The organism is Caulobacter sp. CCG-8, assembly GCF_037402475.1.
Taxonomy (GTDB): domain Bacteria; phylum Pseudomonadota; class Alphaproteobacteria; order Caulobacterales; family Caulobacteraceae; genus Caulobacter.
Genome location: NZ_JBBEUD010000003.1, coordinates 129,524 through 153,435 on the forward strand (window position 1 = coordinate 129,524; position 23,912 = coordinate 153,435).

Below are 23,912 nucleotides of genomic sequence, written 5' to 3' on the forward strand. Positions count from 1 at the left end.
CAAGGATCGGAGGACGCCGTGACCCGCACCCTCAGCGCCAGCGCCCAGGCGCCGCGCGACCCCGCGCTCAAGAAGATCGACAAGATGGCGCTGCGGGCGATCGCCCAGGCGGCGGTCGACGTCGAGCTGTTCACGATCCCGCTGTACATGACCAGCCTCTATTCGATCCAGGGCATGCACGCGATCACGGGGCAGGGGAACGACTTCTACCAGGGCCGGCTGTGGCCCGGATCCAAGACCTCGGCCAATCCGGTCACCGCCAACGAGCAGGCCTTCAACCTGGTGTTCTCGGTGTTCATCCAGGAGATGCTGCATCTGCAGATGGCCGCCAACATGGCCACGGTGCTGGGCGTCAGCCCCAACTTCACCGACACGGCCCTGCAGGACGACCGCCATGGCTGGACCTGCTACGGCCCCTCCAACAGCGTCATCCCCAACATCATCGACCTGAAGGACACGATCCACCACGAGGACGTGCCGGTGAACGTCGGGCCGCTGTCCGACGTGCTGCTGCGCCTGTTCATCGCCATCGAGCAGCCCGAGGCCGACGCCCGCGCCAACATCAAGTACGGCAAGGAGAAGGACTACTTCCCCGAGGCGCCGTTCGCCGACTGGAAGCCGGGCGACCCGCTGCCGCGCTTCGGCACCATCGGCTGGATGTACCAGTGCTACTACGACTATCTCAGCCTGGAATACACCGACGGCAGCACCCTGTGGGACGCCATGTTCACGGCCACGGCCGTGCAGAACGACCTGTTCAACAGCTTCTCGTCGCCCGGCCACCCCATGCGCGAGTTCATGGGCTTCGAGACCACGATCGCCACCACCGACAAGTCCATCGCCTTCGAGCAGATGGTCTCGATGATGGACGCCATCACCGACCAGGGCGAGGGCAGCGAGATCAAGCGCCGGCCCCAGCTGCTGCAGGCAGTCAAGCCCAAGTACCAGCCGTCGAACACCGCCCTGCGCGCCGACTATCCCAGCTATGACGACGCCGGGAAGCAGATCCCCTCGGCCGACGCCGTGGCGCGGTCCGACAACGATCCGATGGACCACTACGAGCGCTTCAAGAAGGTCGCGGACCTGCTGCCCCAGGTCGTCACCTGGCCGCAGTGGCTGGAGACCCACAAGACCTGGACCGCCCAGGAACTGCAGGGGTCGGACTACGATCCGACCAACCCGCTGAAGCTGCCCACGCCCGACGAACTGGCGGCGGCGCTGAACGCCCTGAACGCGCCCGACGCCCGGGCCGAAAGCCACAAGCTGCTCAGCCAGGCGGTGATCGGCGCGATCGCCGGCGTGACCACCGTGCTCAACGACTACTGGACCCCGCCGTCCACCGGGCCGGTGCTGTTCCCGTTCCCGTCCATGGCCGGTTCGGGCGACCGCATGTCGATCGCCTGGGCCGTGCTGGGCCAGACCCCCGACCTGTCGATCGGCCTGGACCCGGCCACGCCGAATAAGCTGTACCACTCCTGCCAGGCCCTGGACCTGGACGGGACCGGCGACAACACCTGCGCCGCCGTCGAGATCTTCCACACCTGCCGGGGCTCCAATAACTGCCACGCCCAGGGCGGCTGCGGCTTCGTCCAGCCGGTCAGCGGCGGCGGCAACTGCGGCTCGGCGGTGGTGACGCGCGGCGGCGTGGTCGGGGGCGGCGGCAGCTGCGCAGGACCCGGCGGGGCCGGCGGCTGCGGCGCGCCGACGCAGAAGCTGTACTCGGCCCCCAGCGACAACCGATGCAGCGGCTTCGGCGGCTGCGCCGTGCCGATCTCGGCCTCGCAGGTGTTCCCCAACACCGGCCAGATGCAGCTGTACGACTTCGTCCAGGACAGCTCGGGCAAGGACGGCTGGATGTCCGTGGCGTTCGGCGACCCGATGCTCTACGAGCGCGGCGAGAAGGTGCACGACGTGGCCTATCGCGCCTATCAGGCGGTGATGGCGCACCGGGGCAAGACGGTTCCGGCCGATCCTCCGGACCCGGACAATCTGCGCCTCGTCTTCCCGCCGTCGACGTGATGGCGTCGATGACCCTCGTCGGCTCGCCGGCCCCGCGCCTCGGCCTGCCCCATCTGGGCGACGGGGTGGGCCTGCGCGAGCCGCATTTCCCGCACCTGATGTCGACCGCCCCCGCCGACTGGGGCGTCGACTGGTTCGAGGTGATCAGCGAGAACTTCCTCGACCACGCCGGCTACGCCGCCCACGTGCTGGAGGTGGTGGCCGCGCATCGGCCGGTGGTGATGCACGGGGTGTCGCTGTCGATCGGCGGCGCCGATCCCCTGGACCGGGTCTATCTGGACAAGCTGGCGGCCCTGGCCGACCGCGTCCGGCCGGCCTGGATCTCGGACCACCTGTGCTGGACCGGTGTGGCGGGGATCAACACCCACGATCTCCTGCCCGTGCCCCTGACCGAGGCGGTGCTGGCCCACGTGGTCGACCGCATCAAGGCCGTGCAGGACCGGCTGGGCCGGCCGCTGATCCTGGAGAACCCCAGCAGCTACCTGGAATTCCGCGCCTCCCAGATGCCGGAATGGGAGTTCCTGGCCCGCATGGCCGAGGCGGCCGACTGCGGGCTGCTGCTGGACGTCAACAACGTCCATGTCAGCGCCTTCAACCACGGCTTCGACGCGGCGGCCTATGTCGACGCCATCCCGGCCGAGCGGATCGTCCAGGTGCACCTGGCCGGGCCCAGCGACTTCGGCACGCACCTGATGGACACCCACGACGCCCCGGTGCTGGACGCCGTCTGGTCGCTGTACGCCCAGGTCCAGGCCCGCACCGGCGGGGTGTCGACCCTGCTGGAGTGGGACGCCAATATCCCCGCCTGGCCCGACCTGCTGGCCGAGCTGGCCAAGGCCGACGCGGTGCGGGGCGGCTGGCTGCCGGACGGGTTCCGGACACCGGCGCGGGCCCCCTTGCACGCCCATGGCTGAGCCCGACCTGACCGACCTGCAGCGCTGGATGCAGGGCGCGATCCTGGGGCGCGCCGCGCCGGCGGGCCTGGACGCCGTCGTCGTCGGCGAACCCCGGGGCCGGAACAGCCTGACCGCCGCCCAGCGCCTGACGCTCTACGCCCGCGGCTACCGCGCCCGGCTGATGGAGTGCCTGGCCGCCGAGTTCCCGTGCCTGCGGGCCCTGGCCGGCGAGCAGGTGTTCGAGCTGTTCGCGGCCGGCTACATCGCCGAGCGGCCCTCGAACGATCCCAGCCTCTACGGCCTGGGCGCCGGTTTCGCCGACTATCTGGAGGCCACGCGGCCGGCCGGCGACGACGGGCCCTGCGCCTTGTCGGCCATCCCCGCCGATCTGGCCCGGCTGGATCGGGCCCGAGCCGAGGTCCAGCGCGCCGTGGGCGTGGAGCGCCAGGCGGGCCCCCTGGCCGCGGCCGACCTGATGCTGATGCCCGGCGCCCGCCTGCGGCGACCCGACAGCGTGCGGCTGCTGACCCTGGGTTTCGATCCCGGGCCGGTGCTGGCCGCCGTGGACCAGGGCGGGCCGATCGATCCGCCGCCGCCGTGTCCGACGCCGGTCGCCGTGGCGCGCAGCCGCTGGCGCGTCGCCGTCCACGCCCTGCCGGTCTGGCGCCACGCCTGGCTGGAAGCGCTGGGGGAGGACGGGACCGACGTCCACGCCGCCGCCGCCCGCGCGGCCCAGGCCACCGGCCGCGAGACCGGCGCGGTGATCGCCGACCTGACCCTGTGGCTGCCGGTGGCGGCGGCCCAGGGCCTGGTGACGGTCTGAGAGCGGCCGTCATCGTCCCAGCGTGTAGCGGACGCTCAGCGACGCGCTGAACTGGTCCGGCGAGCCGAGGTCCGCGACGATGGGGCTGTCGGCGATGTCGCCCAGCCCGCGCCGGTAGCGGGCGGCGGCGACCAGGTTCCAATGGCGGTTCAGCGGGAACTCGGCGCTGGCCGTGACGCCGGCGGCCAGGGCGGGACCGTCCGGGGCGTAGGGCGCGATGTCGAACGGGCTGCGGGCGGCTTCGGCGGGATCGACCGCGAAATAGGTGCGGGCGAAGGCGTCGTCGGCCCAGGTCAGGCGCGGCCCCAGCGAGGCGACGAGCCCGCCTTCGCGCCAGACGATGTCGGCCCCCGCGTCGGCGATCCACGCGGTGTGGCCGCCGACCCCGCGCCGCAGCTCGCCGCGCAGGCGCAGCCAGTCCCTGGGCCAGTAGGCCGCGAAGACGCCGCCTTCGGCCGCCCAGTCGACCTTGTCGAAACCCTGCAGGTCGCCGTCGTTCTCGCGGGGGCCGCGCAGGCGTCCGACCAGGCCGGCGGACCATCGGGCGTCACCGATCAGGCCCAGGCTGGCGCCGTCGTCCGGCGCGCCGAAGCCCGGCTGGGTCCCCCGCCGGGCGAAGTTGATGCTGCCGCTGGGGAACAGCCGATAGTCGTTCGAGCCCATGTAGTCGGGCGCGAGGCGCGCGCCGAAGCGGACGTTGTGCAGCGACCATCCGAGGATCGTGATGTCCGTCAGGTCGGCGCGGGCCTGGACATGGGCAGGAAGCGCCGAGACGACGACGGCCATCCCGATCGCCGCCGCCCAGGAACGGGCGCGGGGCGCCTCCACCGCCGAACCAAGCACGGCTTGCCTCTTCATGGCAGGGAGAATTGGCCGCAAACCGAGCCCCGCCAATGCGGGCAACCCCCGAGACGTCGCTCAGCGAATCCGGGGCTAGGCCGAGGCCGGCGACCGCCGGCTATCGAAATCGGCCTTCAGCCTGGGGTCGATGATCGCTCTTCCTTGCACGTCACGACCACAGCAGGCCGGCGCGCCTGTCGGGCTCGACGAAACCCAGCAGGGTGGTGAGGGCCGTCGTTCGCGCCTTTTCGGGCAACTGCGCATCGGTGATCTCGTCGGCGATCCAGAAGGACAAGCAGCCGCGAAAGGCAATCGCCAGTTGCTCGGGCACGCGCTCGGCGGCGACCATGGCCAGGGCGGGATCGACGCCGTCGCCCTCGCCGAATGCAGCGGCCCATAGGGCTCGTGATTGAGCGCTGACTTCGCTCGGCTTGGCGCCGGGGAAGCCGAGCGACCGGATGATCGCCCGGTTGATCTGGGGCTCCTCGAGCATGACGGCGACCGCGATCGATACGGCGGCGAGCACGCGGCTGATCGCGTCGCCGGGCGGCGCGGTCTCGGAAAAGCGCTCGCTCATGAGATCAATCCGGCGAGCCGACAGCGCCTGCGCGATCGCCGCCTTGCTTCCGAATTGATTGAACGGGGTGGCGAAGCTCACGCCGGCCTCGGCCGCCAGCTCGCGCATCGAGAACGAAGCGGCGCCATCGGCGCGGAGCAGGCGCTCGGCGGCGTCGAGCACCGCCTCGCGCGCCCGTGTTCGCTTCTGCTCTCGAACCGACATCTCAACCATGTGGGCAAAGGTGGTCCGCCCTGCGTCTTGCGTCAAGAAATTATATCATGATATAAATTTGTACCCCCCCCATCTGACGACTTCGAGAACCGCCATGACCGCATCGACCAAGACGTTTTTGATCACCGGTGTCAGCTCCGGCTTGGGCCGCGCCTTCGCCAGCGCCGCCTTGCGGGCCGGCCACGTTGTGATCGGTACGGTCCGCAACACACAGGCCGCGTCGGCGTATGAGGCGCTGGCGCCGGGGCGGGCTCATGCGCTCGTGCTCGACGTCACCGATTTCGACGCCGTGGCCGCCCAGGTCCCCGACGCGGAGCGCCGGTTCGGCGCGGTCGATGTCCTCGTCAACAACGCCGGTTACGGCCAGGAAGGCGTGGTGGAGGAGTCGTCGATCGACGATCTGCGCCGCCAGTTCGACGCCAATGTCTTCGGCGCGGTCGCGATGATCAAAGCCGTGCTGCCAGGCATGCGTGAGCGCGGCTCGGGCCGCATCATCAACGTCACCTCGATGGGCGGCTTCATCACCATGCCCGGCATCGCCTACTATTGCGGAAGCAAGTTCGCGCTGGAGGGTATTTCCGAAGCCCTGGGCAAGGAGGTCAAGCCGTTCGGCGTCCACGTGACCGCCTTGGCGCCGGGTCAGTTCCGCACCGACTGGGCCGGACGTTCGATGGACCGTGCGCCGCGCAGCATCGCCGCCTACGACGCGATCATGGATCCGATCCGTTCGGCGCGTCAGGCCAAGAGCGGACGCCAGCCGGGCGATCCAGCCAAGGCCGCCCAGGCCTTGCTGACGCTGGTGGAATCCGAGGCTCCGCCAACGCGGCTGTTTCTTGGCGAGGACGCGCTGGCCGTGGTCGAGCAGAAGCTGGACCTGATGCGAACCGAGATCGCCGCCTGGGATGCGCTCTCCCGGTCAACGAACTTCGACTAGATGGAGGAGGCGGGGCATTGCCGGCGTGAGCGGCGACGCGACGCCCCGCCTAGTCGAACACCACCGTCTTGGCGCCCGCGATCAGCACGCGGTGCTCGACGTGCCAGGTGACCGCCCGCGCCAGCACGGCGCACTCGACGTCGCGGCCCAGGGTGACCAGGTCCTCGGGGGTGTGGCTGTGGTCCACGCGGTGGACGCCCTGTTCGATGATCGGGCCCTCGTCGAGGTCGGTGGTGACGTAGTGGGCCGTGGCCCCGATGATCTTCACGCCGCGCTCGTAGGCCTGGTGATAGGGCTTGGCGCCCTTGAAGCTGGGCAGGAACGAGTGGTGGATGTTGATGCACTTGCCCGACAGCCGCGCGCACAGGGCCGGCGACAGGATCTGCATGTAGCGGGCCAGCACCACCAGATCGACGTCCAGGTCGTCGACCAGCTTCAGGAAGGCGTCCTCCTGCTCGGCCTTGTTGGCCTTGGTGGTGGGCAGGTGGAAATAGGGCAGCCCGCTCCATTCGGTGAACGAGCGCATGTCCTCGTGGTTGGACACCACCCCGACGATCTCGACCGGCAGCAGGCCGGCGCGCCAGCGGTGCAGCAGGTCGAACAGGCAGTGGCCGAATTTCGAGACCGCGATCAGCACCTTGGGCTTGGCGCCGGCGTCGTGCAGGGCCCAGGTCATGCCGAACCGCTTGGCGATCAGCTCGAAGCCTTTGCGCAGGTCGTCGATCCCCGGCATGTCGCCGTCCGGGCGGAACACCGTGCGCATGTAGAACTGGTCGGCCAGGCCGTCGTTGAAGTGGCTGCTCTCGACGATCGAGGCGTCGTTGTCGGCCAGGAAGCCGGAAACGGCGGCGACCACGCCCTTCCGGTCGGGGCAGTGCAGGATCAGGATGTAGCGGTCGGCGGCGGTCTGGGAGTCCATGGCGGGCGTGGTAGTCGACCGCGCGCGCGAGGCCAAACGCATTGTTCTGGCGGGGCTTTCACAAAAAGGCCCGCCCTTGACGAAAACGGGCCGCGATCACCGACATGATCGCGGCCCGCGCCTCCGGCCGGTCGAAGGGGATATCCCGGCCGAAAGCCCCCCAAGGGACCCCTAGAACCGCACCGCCAGAGAGACGGCGTAGTTGCGGTCGGGCTGGGTGTAGGCGTCCTTGACGGTGGAGTTGTCGGCCAGGCCGCGCACGTCGCTCCACCAGGCGTAGGTCTGGCCGGTGATGTTGAAGACGCCGCCGCGCAGGGTGACGTTGTCGGTGACGTTCCAGTAGGCCGTCAGGTCGAACACCGTGAACGCCTTGGGCATCCAGCAGTAATCCGAACCGGTCTGGGTCAGGGGCGGCAGGGGCGCGGGACGGGTGATCGTGACGCTGCAGCTGACGCCCGAGCGACCGGCGGACTCCTTGGCCGAGTGGACGGCGTTCAGCGCCCCGCCGAACCGGCCGGCCGGATCGCGGTACGACAGGCCCGCCACCAGCTTGACCGGGTCGATCGAGACCAGCGGCGTCTTCTTGCCGGCGTTCTCGGAATTGCCCCGGGCGTAGGAGGCCGCGCCCTGCAGGGTGAAGCCGCCGCCCAGCTCGGTGATGAAGCGGGCTTCCGCGCCCGAGATCTCGGCCTTGGACTGGTTGATGTACTGGTAGACCGCCGGGTCGGTGGGGGTGAACGCGCCGCGCACCTGCACCTGCTCGATGAAGTCGTCGTACTTGCCGGTGAAGCCGGTGACGCTGGCGTTCCAGGTCGGACGGTTCAGCCGGAAGCCCAGTTCGAAGGTCTCGCTGGTCTCGGGCTTCAGGTCGGGGTTGGAGATCGACATATAGTTCGAGGCCAGGTTGGCGAAGCCGTTGTTCACCTGGGACGGGGAGGGGGCCTTGAAGCCGGCGGCGACGTTGGCGAACACCGTCACCAGGTCGGTCGTCTTCCACACCACGCCCAGCTTGGGCGAGACGTGGCTCTCGCTCTGGCTGGCCGGGACGTTGGCGGTGAACAGGGCGTCCTGCTTGGGGTCCAGCTTGTAGTAGTCGAAGCGCACGGCCGGATAGAAGGTGACCGGGCCGAAGGCGACCTCGTCCTGCAGATAGGCCCCGGCCAGGGTGTAGTCGGTGGTCGGGAAGGCGCGGGTGGGGAAGGTCTCGCCGGCCGGCGGCACGGTGCCGTCGCGCACGCCCTCCTGGCGGGTGATCGAGGCGTCGCCGCCCCAGACGAACTTGTTGGCCACGCCGCCGATCGTCGCGTCGCTGTGCAGCTCCAGGGCCGCGCCCCAGACCTCATTGTCGAAGGTGGCGTCGCGGGTGCGGTCGACGGCGGTGTTGCGGTCCTCGGCCGAGTACTGCCGGGTGGTGCTGTCCTGGTAGTAGATCGTGGTCTGGGCCGACTGGATCAGGCCCTGGCCGCCGTTGAAGCGGTGGTCCAGGCTGACGCGGTCGCGCCGCATCTTGTCCCAGGCGGTCAGGCCCAGGACGCTGGTCGAGGCCAGCGGCGGCTTGGCGATGGCGCTCAGCACGTTCCAGGTCGTGTCGCTGTCCAGGTGGTCGTAGGTCAGGCGGAAGCGGTTCTGGTCGTTGGGCGCGTAGACCACCCGGGCCAGCACGGCGTTGGACTGGTCGTCCTCGGGATTGGCGGTGGTGCGGTCGGTGTTGGCGGAGTCGTTGGCCCCGGCCGTCTTCTGGCCCTCGCCGTCGCGGCGGGTGTAGGCGATCATGCCTTCCCAGTTCCCGCTCTTGCCGGCGGCGGTCAGGCTTTCGGTCCAGCTCTCGTCGGCCGAGGCGTAGGCGACCTTGGCGCCGCCCGCGAAACTCTTGCCGCCCTTCAGGAAGTCGGACGGGTCCTTGGTGAAGTAGTTGACCGAGCCGGCCAGGCCGTCGCTGCCGTAGAGGGCCGAAGCGGGGCCGCGCACGATCTCGACCGACTTCAGGGTGTCCAGGTCCACATAGTCGCCGCGGCCCATGTTCTGCGCCCCGAAGGCGTAGCCGTCGGGCACGCGCACGCCGTCCACCATGATCAGGACGCGGTTGCCTTCCAGGCCGCGGATGTTGAAGCCGGCGTTGCCGTCGCGGCCGGTCGAGGCGCCCGCGGCGGTGAAGCGGGCGGGGGCGCGGCGCACCGAGACGCCGGGCTCGAAGCGGACCAGGTCCTTGATGTCCTTGACCAGGGCGTCGTCGATGTCCTGGTCGGAGATGACGCTGGCGGTGACCGGGGCGTCCTGCAGCTTCTTCTCCGAGCGGGTGGCGGTGACCGTCACCTTGTCCAGCTCCACGGCGTCGGCGCCCGGCGCCGCGTCGGCGGCAAAGGCCGCTTGGGCGCAGAGCAGGGCGGTGGCCGAAGCGGCCGCGAAGATCGCGGACTTTCTGGCGAGCTTGGAGCGAGACATCGAAGACCCCCGGGTCTGTTGTTTAGATGCGAACCGTTCGCATCTCGTTGGGGTCGAGCTACGGCCATCGGGCGGCTCGGTCAAGCTAAATGAGATTGATTCTTAGAATCACTAGCATTAGGGATTTCGGCAACGCTTCCCGAAACCGACCTCGAATCCGGAGATCTGGCCCATGCGCCGCTCGCTTTCCTTCGCCGCCTTCGCGACCGGCGCGGCCCTCGCCGGCGCCCTGGCCGGCGCGGCCCAGGCCCATTCGCCCTACCTGCTGCCCACCGTCTTCGACGTCAGCGACCGCAAGCTGGTGACGGTGGAGGGCTCGTTCACCGAGAGCTTCTTCACGCCCGAGGTGGTGATGAAGTCGGACGCCTGGGCGGTGGTCGGGCCGGACGGGACGCGCAAGCCGCTGACCGCGACCAACCTGCGCGAGCTGGCCCTGGTCGAGGTGGCCACCGAGGCCCCCGGCACCTATCGCATCACCAGCGGCCAGCGCACCGGCCGCACCGCCAAGGCCGTGCTGGTCAAGGACGAGTGGGTGTTCATCGAGGACCCCAGCAAGGCGCCCGCCGGGACCACGCCGGTCGACATGCAGAGCCTGACCCTGGCCGACGTCTACGTCACGCGCGGCGCGCCGACCAAGGCGGCTCTGGAGCCCATCGGCAAGGGCTTGGAATTCGTGGCCGTCACCCATCCCAGCGAGATCACCACCGGCCAGGACGCCCGGTTCGTGGTGCTGTTCGACGGCAAGCCGGTGAAGGGCCAGGCGATCACCCTGCACGGCGCCGACGACCGCTACGCCGACGCCAAGGCCGCGCCGGTCACCGTGACCAGCGACGATCAGGGCCGCTTCACGATCAAGCCGGACCACTCGGGCGTCTACCAGATCCAGGCCCGCTATCGCGTCGCGCCGACCGCCGCCGACCCGGTCGGCCACTCCTACACCTACGCCCTGACCTTCGAATCCCTGCGCTAGAGAAAGCCTCCCCGATGAACACCAAGACCGCCCTCCTGGCCGCCGCCGCGCTTTGTGTGGCCACGCCCGCCTTCGCCGCCTCGCACGCCCGCGACACCTTCATCAAGGAGCAGGACCTCAACGGCGACGGCTCGGTCAGCAAGGAAGAGTTCAAGACGGGCCGCGAGAAGCAGTTCGCCAAGATCGACGCCGACCACAACGGCGTGCTCTCGCACGACGAATATGTCGGCGAGTTCAAGGCCCGCCTGACCGCGCGCCTCGCCGCCTCGACCGACACGGCCGAGAAGAAGGAAGAGGAGCGCATGCGCCAGGAGCGCCAGGCCGAGGTGCGCTTCGGCGTGCTCGACACCGACAAGAGCGGCGGCATCACCCCGGCCGAGTTCGACTATTCCGGCTGGCGGATGTTCGTCACCCACGACACCAACAAGGACGGCGCGGTCTCGGCGGCCGATCCGGTGGCGGAGGATACGAACTAGGGTCTCCGCCCTTTATATCCGCTCATCCCGGCGAATGCCGGGACCCAGATGGAATGGCCCTGAGACTGACGCCAACAGCGCTGAGCCCTTCCAGTCAGCTACCCCGCTATAGGGTCTGGGTCCCGGCATTCGCCGGGATGAGCGGGTTTATTTGCAACTCAATGGTTGCCTATCCGGTTTCCCGGAGTCATGAATGCGCAATCAGGAGGTTGCCTATCATGACCCATCGCATCGAGAAAACCATCGACCTGAACGCGCCGATCGAGCGCGTCTGGCGCGCCGTCAGCGACCACAAGGAATTCGGGACCTGGTTCAAGGTCGACCTGGAGGCGCCGTTCGTCGTCGGCCAGGAGGCGCGGGGCCAGATCACCCATCCGGGCTATGAGCATGTCACCTGGAAGGCCAAGGTCGTGGCCATCGAACCCACCAGGCGCCTGGCCTTCACCTGGCATCCCTACGGCGTCGATCCGGACATCGACTACGACCAGGAAGAGCCCACCCTGGTGGAGTTCCTGCTCCAGCCGAACGGCGACGGCACCCGGCTGACGGTCATCGAGTCCGGCTTCGACAAGGTGCCCGCCAACCGCCGCGAGGAAGCCTTCCGGATGAACGACGGGGGCTGGACGCAGCAGGTCCAGAACATCAAGGCCCATGTTGAATCCTAGCGCCGCCGACCCCGCGCCGATCTTCGCCGCCCTGGGGGATCGCACCCGCCTGGCCCTGCTGGGCAAGCTGGCCGACGGCCAGGCGCGGTCGATCTCGGCCCTGTCGCTCGACACCGCCCTGACCCGCCAGGCGATCACCAAGCACCTGCACGTGCTGCAGGACGCCGGCCTGGTCGCGTCCTTGCGCGTCGGCCGCGAAAGCCGCTTCGCCGCCCGGCGGGAGACCCTGGACGAGGCGCGGGCCTATCTGGATCGCGTGTCGCGCCAGTGGGACGAGACGCTGGGACGGCTGAAGGCGTTCGTGGAGGGGTAGGGTCGGGGACATGCCCTTGCGGCGTGTCCCCATCAGCATCCACTGCGCCAAGACTTGGGGACACGCCCAAGGGCATGTCCCCGGCCCTACGCCTTCACCGGCGGCTCCGCATACGAAGCCGACGCCGTGATCACCTCGTCGGGCGCGGCCAGCATCTGCAGATAGGCCTTCTTCGGATAGGCCATGTGCGGCTTGTCCTCGGCGTATTCGGGCTGCGGCACGGGGCTGGGGCCGTCATAGGGGGCGGGGGCCTTGAAGCGGGCGGCTTCCTCGGGGCTGATCCCGGCCTTGGCCAGCACGGCCGGGTCGACCCAGCGGGCCGGGTCGATCGGCTCGCCCGGGGCGGCGACCTCCAGGGTCATCTGGTCTGGGCCGGCGAAATAGATCGAGCGGCACATGCCGTGGTCGATGGGGCCCAGCACGTTGACGCCGTGGCTGCGGATGCGGTCGCGCAGGGCCAGCAACTCGGCTTCGGTGTCGGCGCGGAAGGCCAGGTGCTGCAGCGTGCCCGGCGCGCTGGGCAGGGCCCCGTTGCCGGCGTGGGTGACGCCCAGCTGGACGGGGATCTTGTCGACGTCCGGCAGCTGGACGATCGAGAAGTAGCTGTGATCGTTCATCCGCAGGAAGGCGTGCAGGCCGCCGGGCACGCCGTGCATGTCGAACAGGGCCACCAGCGGGCAGCCCATCACCTCGCTGAAGAAGGCGATGTGTTTCTTGATGTCGCCGGCCATGAAGGCCAGGTGGTGGATGCCCGTGGGATGCTGCGCCATGGCGGTGGTTCCTTGACTTCCCCGGGGACAGTCGCCGTCCCTTTTGTTCCGGATAACGATGTTACGTTGCGGGAGGCAAGATGGCGAAGGATCCGGTCCGCGTCGTGCGCGAACCCTACGGCTACACCTATGCCGAACAGGCCCGCCTGAAGGAGACCTACGGCGGGCCGGCGGGCCAGGTGTTCGTCGAGTGCATGCGCGTTCGCCCTGAAACAGGCGAGTCCGACACCGTGATCCTGTTCAGCCATCCGATCGGCGGCGGCTCGTTCCTGCCGCTGGTCACGGCCCTGGCCCGGTCCGGGCGGCACGTCGTCTATTGCAACACCCGCTACCGGGGCAACGACACGGCGCTGATCCTGGAGAAGTGTGTGCTGGACCTGGGGGCCTGCGTCGCCGATCTGAAGACCCGCTTTGGGTACAAGAAGGTGGTGCTGGGCGGCTGGTCAGGCGGTGGCTCGCTGTCGCTGTTCTACCAGGACCAGGCGACGAACCCGACGATCACGCGGACGCCGGCCGGCGACCCGGTCGACCTGGTCGGGGCGGGGCTGCAGCCGGCCGACGGGGTGATGCTGCTGGCCGCGCACGTCAGCCGCTCGGTGACCCTGACCGAATGGCTGGACCCCTCGATCCTGGACGAGGACCGGCCCTTCGACCGCGATCCGGCCCTCGACATCTACGCGCCGAACTGCCCGCACCAACCGCCCTATGACGAGGCGTTCGTCACGGTGTTCCGCCACGCCCAGCTGTCGCGCAACCGCCGCATCACCGCCCGGGTGCGCGAGACGCTGGCGGCGCTGAAGGCCCGCGACCCGGACATGGAGCGGCCGTTCGTGATCTACGGCACCATGTGCGACGTGCGCTGGACCGACCCGGCCCAGGACCCGTCCGACCGACGGCCCCACACCTGCTATCTGGGCGATCCGCGCATCGCCAACGACGGTCCGGTGGGGCTGGCGCGGTTCACGACGCTGCGCTCGTGGCTGTCGCAATGGAGCTATGACGAGAGCCGAGCCAACGGCGTGCTCAACGCCGCCAACGTCTCGTGCCCGGCCCTGGTGATCAGCAACACCGCCGACCTGGCCTGCACGCCCAGCCACGCCCGCCGGCTGTTCGACGCCCTGGCGGGCGCCGACAAGTCCTATGTCGAGATCAAGGACGCCGACCACTACTACATCGAGCGGCCGGACCTGCTGCCCCAGGCCGTGGCGGCGGTGGGGGGCTGGCTGGACGAGCGGGGGTTCTGAGGGGCGGCTATTGGGGTTCTGGTTCCCCAAAGTTGTCATCCCGGAAAGCGCGCAGCGCTTGTCCGGGACCCAGGGCAACCGCACCGCCTTCGCCCAGTCTCCTGGGTCCCGGACAGCCCCTGCGGGGCTTCCGGGATGACAACGGTTTGGGCGGGGGCGAAGCGGCCCTTAGTCGCGCACCGCCAGCACGCGCACGCCGCGGGCCCGGCCCTCGGGGTCGGTCCAGTGGAAGGCCTCGCCGGCGGTCAGGCCGATCAGGGCCGCGCCCACGGGGCTGAGCACCGAGATGCGGTTGTCGTCGATGCTGGCGTCGCGCGGCAGGCTGATGCGCACGTCGCGGACCTGGTCGTTGGACAGGTCTTGGAACTGGACCCGCGAGCCGATGCGGACGAACGCTTGCGGCGCCTCGCCGGGCTCGACGATCACGGCGCGGGCCATCTCGTCGGCCAGCACGCGGCCGGCCGGGGCGCGATCCGCCGTGGCCTCGGCCAGGTTGGACAGCACCTCGAAGTCCGCCTCGGTCACGTAGATTGCGGGCAGGGCTTGGGTGGTTTGGGTTTGGGTATTCAACATAGTCTTTTGCTTTTCTGGATGTGTTCCGAGCCCGGGCCGGCGCTTCTGTGCGCGGGCCTGCTGAGGCTCGAGGCGCTCCGCGAGACGCGGGCGTTTTCATGAAGACCGGAAGCTTCGGGGAAAGAAGCCGCGTGCCGGATCAGGTTCGTGCGTGGCCTTGAGCGACGCGGGCCGTGTTACGGCCGAGCTGAAACGGGCATGGCGGGGAAACGTTCCTGTTCATTCCAGGCCTCAAGGCCAGATGTTCTGGCGCTTGGCGCGGCCTGGATGTCGGAAGCCTGAGGTCAGGCGTTTCGGCGCGATGTCCTCGCGGCCGATGAGGGATAGGTGGGGACGATGGCCGCCGATGTCAAATGGAAGGGAGAGCGGTGGCGGTGAGAGAGGGATTCGAACCCTCGATAGAGTTTCCCCTATACACGCGTTCCAGGCGTGCGCCTTCAACCACTCGGCCACCTCACCATGCGCACCAGATGCGGAAGGCGGTTGAGACCCCCGACGCAGGAAGGGGCGCAATATACTCAGGACGATTGCGGTAGCAAGCGGCCATACGAGGTGAAACGAGATCGCGAAGGTCCTAGTATCGGCGGCTCAGTTTCGATCCCGAGATACCGCCATGGCTTCCGCCACCAAAATCCTGGACATGCCGACCGTCGACACCGCCCTGCCGGGGCGGGAACAGGCGATCCCGACGGCCCGCAGCCACTTCGTCAACGGCCACCCGCTGAAGGGGCCCTATCCCGACGGGACCGAGATCGCCGTGCTGGCCATGGGCTGTTTCTGGGGCGTGGAGCGGGTGTTCTGGAAGATCCCGGGCGTCTACGTCACCGCCGCCGGCTACGCGGCGGGCGTCACGCCGAATCCCACCTACGAGGAGGTCTGCACCGGCCGCACGGGCCATACCGAGGTGGTGCAGATCGTGTTCGACCCGCGCGTGGTCACCTACGAGGCCCTGCTCAAGACCTTCTGGGAGAACCACGACCCGACCCAGGGCATGCGCCAGGGCGGCGACATCGGCACCCAGTACCGCTCGGGGATCTATGTGACCTCCGACAGCCAGGCGACCGCGGCGGTGGCCTCGAAGGAGGCCTACCAGCAGGCGCTGGACGCCCAGGGTCTGGGGACCATCACCACCGAGATCGGCGCGGCCGGGCCGTTCTACTTCGCCGAGGACTATCACCAGCAGTACCTGGCCAAGAACCCCGAGGGCTATTGCGGCATCGGCGGCACCGGCGTTGTCTGCCCGATCGGGATCGGGGTGGAGGCATGACGCCCGAGCAGTTCGACAAGGCCGCCCTGGCCCTGCCGGCCGCGACCATGACCGTCCAGTGGGGCGCCGACCAAGTCTACAAGGTGGGCGGCAAGATGTTCGCCGTGCTGGGCGAGGGCGGCTTCTCGTTCAAGGCCTCGGACGTGGCGTTCGAGGTGCTGACCGAGACCGGCCCCGGCGTGCCCGCGCCCTACATGGCCCGGGCCAAGTGGGTGCGGTTCTACGACCTGGCGGCCGCCGACGAGGCCGAGGTGGCCGACTGGCTGAAGACGGCGCACGCGCTGATCGCCGCCAAGCTGACCAAGAAGGCGCGGGCGGAGTTGGGGCTGTAGGTAGAGCGGCTCACCCACTTGCCCCCACCTGACCGCTTCGCGGTCTGTCCGCCCCCACAGGGGGCGGAGCCTTCGCGCCGCGCCCGCCAAGCAGGCTCTTCCCCCTATGGGGGAAGACGATCGCGAAGCGATCCGTAGGGGGCAAGTAAGCGTGGCTCCGAGTTTAAACCTGCTCGCTGTCCTTGCCCGCCAGGTGCGGGCCCACGACCACCGGCTGGTGTTCGAGGATGTGGCGGATCTTGCGCACGGCGGCCGAGGCGGGGCTGCGGCGCTGGCGCCAGAGCAGCAGGGCCATGGCCCCGCCGGTGGCCACGGCGAAGGCGATCGGGCCCAGCAGCCAGGCCGCCGCCGCCAGCGCGAAATAGTAGCCGCGCACCCCGGCGTTGAAGGCCGACAGGGCCGGGTTGAGGATCGCGCCCGCCGCCTCGGCGTACTCTTCCAGCACCGCGCGCGGGGCCCACATCGGGGCCGCGCCGATGGCGGCCAGGCAGTAGTTCATCTGGCGGATGGCCCAGATGAAGTCCAGCAGGCCGCGCGCCAGGGCGACCAGCACCACGCCCAGCTTGATCTGGAACACCAGGGCCGAGGCCGGGGCCAGGACGGCTATGCCCTCGATGCTCTTGAGCGCGCTGTCGCCGCCGAACAGCACCCCGGCCGCGGCGGCGATCAGGATCAGGTTCGACGAGGCGAAGAACGAGGCCGAGTTGATCGCGTGGCCCAGCAACTGGCCATCCAGCAGAGCCACCTCGCGCACCGCCATCTCGGCCATCCACCGCCGCCGGATCACCGTCATGTCGGTGTTGATGACGTTCTTCTCCTTGCCCAGCTGCTTGAGCATCGGCTCGTAGAACAGCCAGCAGAACAGGAAGAAGGCCAGGACGACCAGGTCGATGACCGGCATGGCCAGGAACTGCTTGGACAGGGCGTGGGTGAGCGAAGAAGCCATGGCGCGAACTTAGGTCGATAACGAGAGTCGATGAAAGAGGGCCGGAGGGGCCAAGCTGTGAGCGGTATCAGTCCTCGAGGATCAGGCTGTGCTTGCCCGTGTCCTTCAGCAGCAGCGAGACGGTCAGGCCCACGGCCATGATCGCCGCCACATAGAGGTAGAAGCCGCTCTCCATCCCCTCGGACTTGAACCACAGGGCGACGTACTCAGCCGTGCCGCCGAACGCGGCGTTGCCGATGGCGTAGGGCAGGGCCACGCCCAGGGCGCGCACGTGGGTGGGGAACAGCTCGGCCTTCACCACGGCGCTGATCGAGGTGTAGCCCGACTGGACGAACAGGGCCGCGAAGATCAGGCCGAAGGCGACGAGGGGGCTGCCGGCCTTGGCGGTCAGGGTGAACACCGGCCAGGCGATCAGGGCGCCCACCCCGAAGGCGAAGACCAGCATCGTCTTGCGGCCCAGGCGGTCCGACGCCCAGCCGAACAGCGGCTGGATCAGCATGAAGCCGGCCAGGGTGGCCAGGTTCACCGCCCCGGCCGTGGCCTTGTCGAAGCCGGCCGTGTTGACCAGGAACTTCAGCATGTAGGTCGTGTAGGCGTAGAAGGCCAAGGAGCCGGCGGCGGTCAGGCCGATGATCGCCAGGGTCTGCTTGGGATGGCGCGAGACCAGGGGCGCGGCCAGGGCCACATAGGTGGCGACCAGCAGGACGACCGCGCCGTACTGGGCCGTGGCGGCGAACGCGGCTTCGGTGAAGCTCCACACCATGGACGCCACCGTGGCCAGCAGCAGGCCGGTCACCCAGGCGATCTGCCGGCGGCTGACGGGATCGCGGGGCGCCGTGACGTTCTGGTGCGAGATGCTCTCCTCGATGCCGGTGCGGATCCAGAACACCACCACGGCCAGGGCCGCGCCCACGAAGAACGGGATGCGCCAGCCCCACTCGGCCAGGTCGGCCTTGCTCAGGCTGTTCTGCAGGATCACCAGCACCAGGGCCGCCACCAGCTGGCCCATGATCAGGGTCACGTACTGGAAGCTGGACCAGAAGCCGCGGCGCTTCCGCCCGGCCATCTCGCTCATATAGGTGGCGCTGGCCCCGTACTCGCCCCCCACCGACAGGCCCTGCAGCAGGCGGGCCAGCAGCAGGATCACCGGGGCGGCGTCGCCGATCGTGGCGTGGCCGGGGCAGAGGGCGATGATCAGCGAGCCCACGCACATCAGGCCCACCGCCAGGGTCAGGCCGGCCTTGCGGCCCTTGCGGTCGGCGTAGAGGCCCATCAGCCAGGCCCCGACGGGCCGCGCGCCGAAGCCGACGGCGAAGATGGCGGCGGTCTGCATCAGCTGGGCGGTCTGGTCGCCCTTGGGGAAGAAGACCTTGGCGAAATAGATCGAGAAGGCGGCGTAGGCGAACCAGTCGTACCACTCGACCAGGTTGCCGGCCGATCCGCCGAGGATGGCCCGGGTGCGCCGCCAGGCGCTGAGGGGCGGCGTCGCCGTCGCGGCGGTGTCGGTCATCTGGCCCCCCTCAGGTCATCCTTGCGACGACCTTAGGCGAACATCGGTCGCCCGGGGAGGGGGTGCGATCGGGGACACGCGCGGGCGCGTGTCCCCAGCAGGCTTTGGGTCGCTAGATCCTGCCGAGCAGGACCAGGATGATGATGATGACCAGGATCAGGCCCAGGCCGCCGGAGGGGAAATAGCCCCACGAGCGGCTGTGGCCCCAGGTCGGCAGCGCGCCGATCAGGGCCAGGATCAGGATGATGATGAGGATCGTGCCGAGCATGTCCGTCTCCGTTGCATTCGTGCGCCCTGCGCGCCGGGGTTAGGCGGAGGGAATGCGAGAAGCGCGGCCAAGGTTCCGCGAGCGGAGCTTCAGGGGGGCGGCGGCGCGGGCGGGGGCGGAGGTGCGGGCGGATGGCTCCGCCGCCACCAGCGGCGCAGCTTGGCGCGGTTGGCGAAGGCGGTTCCTAGCAGGGCCAGCAGGCCGCCGATCACCCACTGCAGGCCCTTCATGCGGTCCATCTGCCACGACAGCCAGTCCAGCAGGCCGATCTTCACCGACATCTCGTGGACCAGGGCCGGGCGTTCCAACTCGATCGGTCCGTCGGGCGTGACCAGTTCGTTGAAGATGCGCAAGGTCAGGGTGGTCCGGCCCGGGCGGGTCGGCTTGACCAGCCAGACGAAGGTGACGTTCTGCAGGGCGGTGACGTCGCGGACCTGCTCGGGCTTGTCGATCTCGACCTCCAGCCCGGAGAGTTCGGCGCGCACCCGGCGGCCGATCGCGACGGGCTTTTCCTCGACATGGGCCCCGCTCTTGGCGGTGGCGCTGTCGAGGGCGGCGACGGCCGCCGCACGGTCCGCCGAGGCGATGACGGCGGTGATCGGCGTCTGCCGGCCCCAGGGCAGCTGGTCGCGCCAGCCGACGAGGACGGGCAGGGTGCGGATCTGCCGCCGGGCCAGGTCGGCCAGGTAGCTGGCGCGTTCGGCGTCGTCGCAGGCCGGGTCGGGCGTCTCGGCGGCGCAGGGCGAGGGGTGAGGCGCCTCGCTGGCCGCCTCGTAGCGGGCGTCGCAGCCGGCCAGGATCAGCGCGACCAGGGCCAGGAGCGTGGCCGGACCCCGGGCGAGGCGGCGCGTGAGCGGCCGGTCGGGAAGGCCCGCGGCCGCGATGGCGACAAGGATGAGCAGGACGAGCAGGCCGGCCATTTCACGCCTCCCCGGCGGATGGTCCGATCCTCGCCCTATCGGCGCTGGTTGGCAACCATGGCGCGCGTCGTGGCGATTGATCGCCTGTCGCGCGCTTTCAGGGCGACGTCAGCCGCCGGGGCAGTCCTCGGCCTTGCGCAGGCCCACGGCCCACAGGGCGCCGATCACCGCGCCCTTGACGCGGGGCAGCAGCAGCAGGGTCAGGCCGGCCAGGGGCAGCACGGTCAGCGGCACCACCAGGGCCGGCGTCATCTTCCAGATGAACGGGAACAGCAGCAGCGGCGCAACCACCAGGTGGCCGATGATCAGGATGGTGAAATAGGCCGGGCCGTCGTCGGCCGGATAGCGCGCTAGGTCATGGCCGCAGACCTCGCAGTCGAGGTCGACCTTCAGATAGCGCGTGTACAGCCGGCCCTCGCCGCAGTTGGGGCAGCGATGGCGCACGCCGCGCTTCATGCCGGTCAGCATGCTGACCGTCGGAGCGCTGGAGGAGGACGGCTGGTCGTTCATGGGCGTGCATATGCCTCCGCGACGGTCCTGAAGGAAGGGGGCGCGGGGTCGCATGCGCCATTTTGAATCAGGTTTCGTTGAGATGAACGACGGTTTCGCAAAGCATTCGCCCGAAAGGCGAGCGAGTAGAAACGCTGTTACCTGGGCGGGTTAACCACGACTGCTTTGGGGTTCTGCGGCTAAGCCACGGTTCGCTTGGGGAAAACGCGACGGTTGCGGCGTCGCCCGGCGGAGCAGCTTAACTATACCGAGGTTCGCGGACTCCGGTCGGCCGGAGCCCGCAACCCTCGATCCTGCGACTATTTGGCGTCCTTGGCGGTGTTGGTCACGGCGCGGCCGGCGGCCGAGACGTCCTGGCCGACGCCGGCGATGGTGTTGCAGGCCGAAACCATCAGGGCGGCGGCCACGGCGGCCAGGATCACGATCTTGCGCATGGAGAGGTCTCTGAGTTGAATGGCGGCGGACCTTAACCTTGGCCCGTGGCGACGTTCAAGCGTGCGACCACGGCGAAGTCATGGCGCCGGGGCGCTAGCGCTGGGTCCGATCCAATTGCCGCTTCCCCAGCCGTTGTCATCCCGGAAAGCGCGCAGCGCTTGTCCGGGATCCAGGTGAACCGCACCGCTTCCACCCAGTCCCCTGGGTCCCGGACAGCCTCTGCGAGGCTTCCGGGATGACAACCTTTTGAGGTGTTCGCTAGCGAATGCGAGCTCACCGCTTCCCGGGCCGGTAGTCCTCCTTCACGTGCCCTCGAAGTGCGTCTTCCGTGAACAGCACCGGCTTGGTGCGCATGGCCGCGAACAGCGGGGTCTGGTCGGCGTAGTGGGGCGAGGCGGCGTCCAGGGTGGCCGAGCCGAACTGGTGGATGCTGTCGGAATGCACCGCCCCGGCCGCGTCCCAGCGCACGAACATGATGAAGGTGTCGCCGGCGTCGGCGGTCAGCGTGCCGTCCTTCTGCGGGATGCCCCAGACCGAGCGGTAGGTGTCGGCCCCGCCGTCGATGGGCAGGTCGACCTTGCCGCGGCGGATGCGGTTGACCTGGCCCCATTCCGGGTCGAGGCGCCCAAAGTTCGTCTTCAGCGTCTTGATGGCGGCCTTCAGGCTGTCGATCGGGGCGGGCGGCGTGTCGCCGTTGATCTGGGCCACCAGGATCGGCTGGATCGTCAGCGAGGCCAGGGCCGCGGCGCGGTTGTGGACGTCGGTGCGCCGGTCCCAGCCGCGCAGGATCGCCTGGGCGGCCTTGAGGTCGGCGTCGGTCCCGGGATCGAGCGCCGTCAGCGCCTTGATCATCGTCACCTCGGACGAGTGCTCCGAATAGGTGATGTCGAACTTGTAGCGCCGGAACGCCTCGTCGGTGATCGCCGGATCGGCGCCGACCAGTTCCTGAATGCGCAGGGCGCGGTTGGTGACGTTGGTCTGCAGGCCCTGGCTGGCCGGGAAGTCGGCGGGCTTGAGGTTGTCGGCCGGATCGCTGGCCAGGAACGGGCTGTTGTTGGAGTTGTAGACGTAGCCCGACTTGGGGTTCCATAGCTGGGGAATGGCGTCGACGGGACGATAGCCCTGCCAGATCAGGTCGGAGCGGTCGCCCGGCAGCACGCCGCTCCAGTCGACGCCCTCGCGGCGGTTCGGATACTGGCCGTTGTGGACGAAGCCGATGTTCCCGCCCGCGTCGGCATAGATGTAGTTCAGGCTGGGCAGGGCGTGGGTGGCGATGCCGGCCCGCCATTCAGCCAGGTTCCGCGCCTTGTTCAGCCGCCAGTACTGCAGCGGCTGGCGGTATTCGCCCATGCCGGCGTAGCGCAGGGCGAACAGGCCGTGCTTGGTCTCCAGCACCGGGCCGTGGACGGTGCGCAGGGCCTGCTTGGTCACCGGGATGACGATCGGGCCCCACAGCCGGACCTTCAGCTTCACCTCGTGGCGCTGGAAGTCGCGCCAGGCGCCGTCCAGCCGGTACTGGTTCTTGTTCCGCGGATTGATCGTCAGGCGATAGGCGTCGAACAGGTCGGGCTTGGAGACGGTGTTGGCCCAGCCCAGGTTGGCGTTGTGGCCGTGCAGCATGAACGGCGCGCCGGGGAAGAAGCCGCCGGCCACGTGCCAGCCGTCGCCGCTCTCGACCACGGCCTCGTACCAGGCGACCGGACCGGTATAGGGCTGGTGCGAATTGACCAGCAGGCGGGGCAGGTGGTCGGCAGTGCGCGAGGGCGCCAGGGCCAGGCCGTTCGAGCCCTTCGGCGGGGCCTTCTGCGGCTCCTCCGGCGCGTTCAGCCGCTTCAGCTCGCCGTCCAGGCCGTAGAAGAACGGCTGCTTGAACACGAAGCCCGCCAGCACGTCCTTGCCGGTCATCGGCAGCAGGCCCGGCGTCACGGCCTTCGGATGGGTGGCGGCGTAGTAGTTCGCCCCGTCGGCATAGGCCTCGAGCACGGCGCGCAGGTCGGCCGGCAGCTTGGGATAGCCCGCCTCGACCGTCGGCCAGACGTCCAGCAGGCCCACCAGATAGTCGGTGACGGCCGCCTTGGGGCCGTCACGGCGCGCCAGCGTCCCCCGCGTGGCCAGCACCACCGACTGCAGGGTCGCGAAGTCGTCCTCGGACTGGGCGTAGGCCAGGCCGAACGCGGCGTCGGGATCGTGCTTGCCCAGGACGTGCGGCACGCCCCATTCGTCGCGGCGGATATGGACGTCATAGGCGTCGGCGCGGGCGATCAGGCCCTGGGTGTCGGGCTGAGGCGGCTGGTCGGCCAGGTCCAGCGCGATCAGCACCAGCACGGCCGCCAGGGCCAGGCCGACGACGGCCAGCAGGCCGCGCGCAATCCACCGCATCATGTTCCGCCCCGATCCTTGTTTTGGGGCGATGATGAGCGCGGATCGCCGCCGGCGATAGGCGGACCTTAGGGAAAGGCGAGCTTTGGCTGGAAACGGCCAGGCATGACGCCCGGCCTGGCGTCAGCCTTCGCCGTCCGCGCCGCTGGAGCCGGAGCGCAGCGGGCCGTCCACCACGCCGAAGTCGCGCGAGCGCATCTTGCCGTCGGCGAGCTGGACGCCTTCGGCCTCCAGGCCTCGCTTCAGCAATTCGCGCACGGCGGCGGCTCGGCTGGGCATGCGGCGCGCGAAGCGCCAGTCATCCAACGCGGCGAGCTCATCCTGCGTGAGCATGATCTGCAGGCGTTCGGGTCGGGTCAGGTCGTTCATCGGTCTCGGCCCCCGGAAAAGGGGCGGCTCTCCTCTAGTTCGGTGGAGCTAACGCGCGAGGGCCGCCACCGGGTTCCATGATAACGCCAAAGCCGTAACTGGCCAAGAATGGGCCACTTACTCATTAAGTGCATTCAGCGCCTTTCACTAAGTTAACGCCAAGTGATTGATCGGCTGAATTTAAGTCAAAGATCAGTCGAGTTTCCGACATTGGGGGTTGTGATTGTGATCACTAAATAAAACTCGGATTCTTCGTCAAACAAAACCATCGCTTTTTACCTCGATTTGTGTTTTCTTGGCGG

The 23,912-nt window shown here is 69.1% G+C and carries 25 protein-coding genes and 1 tRNA gene; 11 read left to right on the forward strand and 15 right to left on the reverse strand.

Going from position 1 to position 23,912, the window contains the following annotated elements:
• The first annotated feature begins 18 nt into the window (after positions 1-18).
• The 3 genes from WAE60_RS03555 to WAE60_RS03565 are packed head-to-tail and all read left to right on the forward strand — an operon-like array spanning position 19 to position 3,738.
• The gene (locus WAE60_RS03555; RefSeq protein WP_337684996.1) at positions 19-2,019 is read left to right on the forward strand and encodes a ferritin-like domain-containing protein; all 2,001 of its coding nucleotides are present in this window, start codon (positions 19-21) and stop codon (positions 2,017-2,019) included.
• Positions 2,020-2,027: 8 nt separating this feature from the next.
• A complete protein-coding gene (locus tag WAE60_RS03560; protein ID WP_337684997.1) occupies positions 2,028-2,933 on the forward strand; it encodes a DUF692 domain-containing protein in 906 nt (301 codons plus the stop codon).
• The gene (locus WAE60_RS03565) at positions 2,926-3,738 is read left to right on the forward strand and encodes a DNA-binding domain-containing protein (protein WP_337684999.1); all 813 of its coding nucleotides are present in this window, start codon (positions 2,926-2,928) and stop codon (positions 3,736-3,738) included. Before WAE60_RS03560 ends, WAE60_RS03565 begins: the two co-directional genes overlap by 8 nt.
• Positions 3,739-3,747: 9 nt before the next feature.
• Here WAE60_RS03565 and WAE60_RS03570 read toward each other — a convergent pair whose 3' ends face one another.
• Positions 3,748-4,524, reverse strand: coding sequence for a MipA/OmpV family protein (locus WAE60_RS03570; protein WP_337685002.1), 777 nt, complete (start codon positions 4,522-4,524; stop codon positions 3,748-3,750).
• A 223-nt stretch (positions 4,525-4,747) separates the two neighbouring features.
• On the reverse strand, positions 4,748-5,404 hold the full coding sequence (locus WAE60_RS03575) for a helix-turn-helix domain-containing protein (protein WP_337685003.1): 657 nt from the start codon (positions 5,402-5,404) through the stop codon (positions 4,748-4,750).
• Positions 5,405-5,462: 58 nt separating this feature from the next.
• On the opposite strand from WAE60_RS03575, the gene WAE60_RS03580 reads away from it, so the two are divergent.
• Positions 5,463-6,302: an oxidoreductase gene (locus WAE60_RS03580; protein WP_337685004.1), complete on the forward strand. Its 840-nt coding sequence runs from the start codon at positions 5,463-5,465 to the stop codon at positions 6,300-6,302.
• Between the two features lie 49 nt (positions 6,303-6,351).
• On the opposite strand, the gene purU is transcribed toward WAE60_RS03580, so the two are convergent.
• Together purU and WAE60_RS03590 are read right to left on the reverse strand one after the other, a co-directional pair.
• A complete protein-coding gene (gene purU / locus WAE60_RS03585) occupies positions 6,352-7,221 on the reverse strand; it encodes a formyltetrahydrofolate deformylase (RefSeq protein ID WP_337685005.1) in 870 nt (289 codons plus the stop codon).
• A gap of 171 nt (positions 7,222-7,392) precedes the next feature.
• Positions 7,393-9,663 (reverse strand): TonB-dependent hemoglobin/transferrin/lactoferrin family receptor, encoded by a 2,271-nt coding sequence (locus WAE60_RS03590; RefSeq protein ID WP_337685006.1) that lies wholly within the window; start codon positions 9,661-9,663, stop codon positions 7,393-7,395.
• Between the two features lie 172 nt (positions 9,664-9,835).
• Between WAE60_RS03590 and WAE60_RS03595 the strand changes: the two genes are divergently transcribed.
• The 4 genes from WAE60_RS03595 (at position 9,836) to WAE60_RS03610 (ending at position 12,087) form a co-directional block, all read left to right on the forward strand.
• The gene (locus WAE60_RS03595) at positions 9,836-10,633 is read left to right on the forward strand and encodes a DUF4198 domain-containing protein (protein WP_337685008.1); all 798 of its coding nucleotides are present in this window, start codon (positions 9,836-9,838) and stop codon (positions 10,631-10,633) included.
• A gap of 14 nt (positions 10,634-10,647) precedes the next feature.
• The gene (locus WAE60_RS03600; RefSeq protein ID WP_337685009.1) at positions 10,648-11,109 is read left to right on the forward strand and encodes an EF-hand domain-containing protein; all 462 of its coding nucleotides are present in this window, start codon (positions 10,648-10,650) and stop codon (positions 11,107-11,109) included.
• 218 nt (positions 11,110-11,327) lie between these two features.
• Complete coding sequence (locus WAE60_RS03605; RefSeq protein ID WP_337685010.1) at positions 11,328-11,774, forward strand: SRPBCC family protein; 447 nt, start codon at positions 11,328-11,330, stop codon at positions 11,772-11,774.
• On the forward strand, positions 11,761-12,087 hold the full coding sequence (locus WAE60_RS03610; protein ID WP_337685011.1) for a helix-turn-helix transcriptional regulator: 327 nt from the start codon (positions 11,761-11,763) through the stop codon (positions 12,085-12,087). Before WAE60_RS03605 ends, WAE60_RS03610 begins: the two co-directional genes overlap by 14 nt.
• An 86-nt stretch (positions 12,088-12,173) precedes the next feature.
• Here the strand turns inward: WAE60_RS03610 and WAE60_RS03615 are convergent, their stop codons facing one another.
• The gene (locus WAE60_RS03615) at positions 12,174-12,857 is read right to left on the reverse strand and encodes a VOC family protein (RefSeq protein WP_337685012.1); all 684 of its coding nucleotides are present in this window, start codon (positions 12,855-12,857) and stop codon (positions 12,174-12,176) included.
• An 80-nt stretch (positions 12,858-12,937) separates the two neighbouring features.
• Between WAE60_RS03615 and WAE60_RS03620 the strand changes: the two genes are divergently transcribed.
• Complete coding sequence (locus tag WAE60_RS03620; RefSeq protein WP_337685013.1) at positions 12,938-14,101, forward strand: alpha/beta hydrolase; 1,164 nt, start codon at positions 12,938-12,940, stop codon at positions 14,099-14,101.
• 168 nt (positions 14,102-14,269) lie between these two features.
• Here the strand turns inward: WAE60_RS03620 and rnk are convergent, their stop codons facing one another.
• Together rnk and WAE60_RS03630 are read right to left on the reverse strand one after the other, a co-directional pair.
• Positions 14,270-14,674: a nucleoside diphosphate kinase regulator gene (gene rnk / locus WAE60_RS03625; RefSeq protein WP_337685014.1), complete on the reverse strand. Its 405-nt coding sequence runs from the start codon at positions 14,672-14,674 to the stop codon at positions 14,270-14,272.
• A gap of 369 nt (positions 14,675-15,043) precedes the next feature.
• Positions 15,044-15,133, reverse strand: a tRNA-Ser gene (locus WAE60_RS03630).
• A 154-nt stretch (positions 15,134-15,287) separates the two neighbouring features.
• Between WAE60_RS03630 and msrA the strand changes: the two genes are divergently transcribed.
• Together msrA and WAE60_RS03640 are read left to right on the forward strand one after the other, a co-directional pair.
• A complete protein-coding gene (msrA, locus tag WAE60_RS03635; protein ID WP_337685015.1) occupies positions 15,288-15,941 on the forward strand; it encodes a peptide-methionine (S)-S-oxide reductase MsrA in 654 nt (217 codons plus the stop codon).
• Positions 15,938-16,273, forward strand: a complete 336-nt coding sequence (locus WAE60_RS03640) for an MmcQ/YjbR family DNA-binding protein (protein ID WP_337685016.1) — start codon at positions 15,938-15,940, stop codon at positions 16,271-16,273. Before msrA ends, WAE60_RS03640 begins: the two co-directional genes overlap by 4 nt.
• Positions 16,274-16,436: 163 nt before the next feature.
• Here WAE60_RS03640 and WAE60_RS03645 read toward each other — a convergent pair whose 3' ends face one another.
• The 8 genes from WAE60_RS03645 to WAE60_RS03680 all read right to left on the reverse strand — a co-directional run bounded on the left by WAE60_RS03645 (position 16,437) and on the right by WAE60_RS03680 (position 23,610).
• Positions 16,437-17,174, reverse strand: coding sequence for a DUF599 family protein (locus WAE60_RS03645; RefSeq protein WP_029913857.1), 738 nt, complete (start codon positions 17,172-17,174; stop codon positions 16,437-16,439).
• Positions 17,175-17,286: 112 nt separating this feature from the next.
• A complete protein-coding gene (locus tag WAE60_RS03650) occupies positions 17,287-18,729 on the reverse strand; it encodes an MFS transporter (RefSeq protein ID WP_337685017.1) in 1,443 nt (480 codons plus the stop codon).
• A 112-nt stretch (positions 18,730-18,841) separates the two neighbouring features.
• Entirely contained in the window at positions 18,842-18,997 is a 156-nt protein-coding gene (locus WAE60_RS03655) for a DUF3309 family protein (protein WP_081916837.1), read from the reverse strand.
• A gap of 89 nt (positions 18,998-19,086) precedes the next feature.
• The gene (locus WAE60_RS03660; RefSeq protein WP_337685019.1) at positions 19,087-19,917 is read right to left on the reverse strand and encodes a hypothetical protein; all 831 of its coding nucleotides are present in this window, start codon (positions 19,915-19,917) and stop codon (positions 19,087-19,089) included.
• A gap of 108 nt (positions 19,918-20,025) precedes the next feature.
• Positions 20,026-20,427 carry a DUF983 domain-containing protein gene (locus WAE60_RS03665; RefSeq protein WP_029913851.1) on the reverse strand — a complete coding sequence of 134 codons (402 nt, stop codon included), beginning with the start codon at positions 20,425-20,427 and terminating at the stop codon, positions 20,026-20,028.
• A gap of 299 nt (positions 20,428-20,726) precedes the next feature.
• Positions 20,727-20,861, reverse strand: a complete 135-nt coding sequence (locus WAE60_RS03670) for an entericidin A/B family lipoprotein (protein WP_029913849.1) — start codon at positions 20,859-20,861, stop codon at positions 20,727-20,729.
• A 274-nt stretch (positions 20,862-21,135) separates the two neighbouring features.
• Entirely contained in the window at positions 21,136-23,241 is a 2,106-nt protein-coding gene (locus tag WAE60_RS03675; protein ID WP_337685177.1) for an acylase, read from the reverse strand.
• 123 nt (positions 23,242-23,364) lie between these two features.
• Positions 23,365-23,610, reverse strand: a complete 246-nt coding sequence (locus tag WAE60_RS03680) for a hypothetical protein (protein ID WP_029913841.1) — start codon at positions 23,608-23,610, stop codon at positions 23,365-23,367.
• Positions 23,611-23,912: the final 302 nt, after the last annotated feature.

Coding starts and splice junctions, on each gene's coding strand:
- WAE60_RS03560 (WP_337684997.1), top strand. CDS start 2,028: ATGACCCTCGTCGGCTCGCCGGCCCCGCGCCTCGGCCTGCCCCATCTG.
- WAE60_RS03565 (WP_337684999.1), top strand. CDS start 2,926: ATGGCTGAGCCCGACCTGACCGACCTGCAGCGCTGGATGCAGGGCGCG.
- WAE60_RS03570 (WP_337685002.1), bottom strand. CDS start 4,524: ATGGCCGTCGTCGTCTCGGCGCTTCCTGCCCATGTCCAGGCCCGCGCC.
- WAE60_RS03580 (WP_337685004.1), top strand. CDS start 5,463: ATGACCGCATCGACCAAGACGTTTTTGATCACCGGTGTCAGCTCCGGC.
- purU (WP_337685005.1), bottom strand. CDS start 7,221: ATGGACTCCCAGACCGCCGCCGACCGCTACATCCTGATCCTGCACTGC.
- WAE60_RS03590 (WP_337685006.1), bottom strand. CDS start 9,663: ATGTCTCGCTCCAAGCTCGCCAGAAAGTCCGCGATCTTCGCGGCCGCT.
- WAE60_RS03595 (WP_337685008.1), top strand. CDS start 9,836: ATGCGCCGCTCGCTTTCCTTCGCCGCCTTCGCGACCGGCGCGGCCCTC.
- WAE60_RS03600 (WP_337685009.1), top strand. CDS start 10,648: ATGAACACCAAGACCGCCCTCCTGGCCGCCGCCGCGCTTTGTGTGGCC.
- WAE60_RS03605 (WP_337685010.1), top strand. CDS start 11,328: ATGACCCATCGCATCGAGAAAACCATCGACCTGAACGCGCCGATCGAG.
- WAE60_RS03610 (WP_337685011.1), top strand. CDS start 11,761: ATGTTGAATCCTAGCGCCGCCGACCCCGCGCCGATCTTCGCCGCCCTG.
- WAE60_RS03615 (WP_337685012.1), bottom strand. CDS start 12,857: ATGGCGCAGCATCCCACGGGCATCCACCACCTGGCCTTCATGGCCGGC.
- WAE60_RS03620 (WP_337685013.1), top strand. CDS start 12,938: ATGGCGAAGGATCCGGTCCGCGTCGTGCGCGAACCCTACGGCTACACC.
- rnk (WP_337685014.1), bottom strand. CDS start 14,674: ATGTTGAATACCCAAACCCAAACCACCCAAGCCCTGCCCGCAATCTAC.
- msrA (WP_337685015.1), top strand. CDS start 15,288: ATGGCTTCCGCCACCAAAATCCTGGACATGCCGACCGTCGACACCGCC.
- WAE60_RS03640 (WP_337685016.1), top strand. CDS start 15,938: ATGACGCCCGAGCAGTTCGACAAGGCCGCCCTGGCCCTGCCGGCCGCG.
- WAE60_RS03645 (WP_029913857.1), bottom strand. CDS start 17,174: ATGCCGGTCATCGACCTGGTCGTCCTGGCCTTCTTCCTGTTCTGCTGG.
- WAE60_RS03650 (WP_337685017.1), bottom strand. CDS start 18,729: ATGACCGACACCGCCGCGACGGCGACGCCGCCCCTCAGCGCCTGGCGG.
- WAE60_RS03655 (WP_081916837.1), bottom strand. CDS start 18,997: ATGCTCGGCACGATCCTCATCATCATCCTGATCCTGGCCCTGATCGGC.
- WAE60_RS03660 (WP_337685019.1), bottom strand. CDS start 19,917: ATGGCCGGCCTGCTCGTCCTGCTCATCCTTGTCGCCATCGCGGCCGCG.
- WAE60_RS03665 (WP_029913851.1), bottom strand. CDS start 20,427: ATGAACGACCAGCCGTCCTCCTCCAGCGCTCCGACGGTCAGCATGCTG.
- WAE60_RS03670 (WP_029913849.1), bottom strand. CDS start 20,861: ATGCGCAAGATCGTGATCCTGGCCGCCGTGGCCGCCGCCCTGATGGTT.
- WAE60_RS03675 (WP_337685177.1), bottom strand. CDS start 23,241: ATGCGGTGGATTGCGCGCGGCCTGCTGGCCGTCGTCGGCCTGGCCCTG.
- WAE60_RS03680 (WP_029913841.1), bottom strand. CDS start 23,610: ATGAACGACCTGACCCGACCCGAACGCCTGCAGATCATGCTCACGCAG.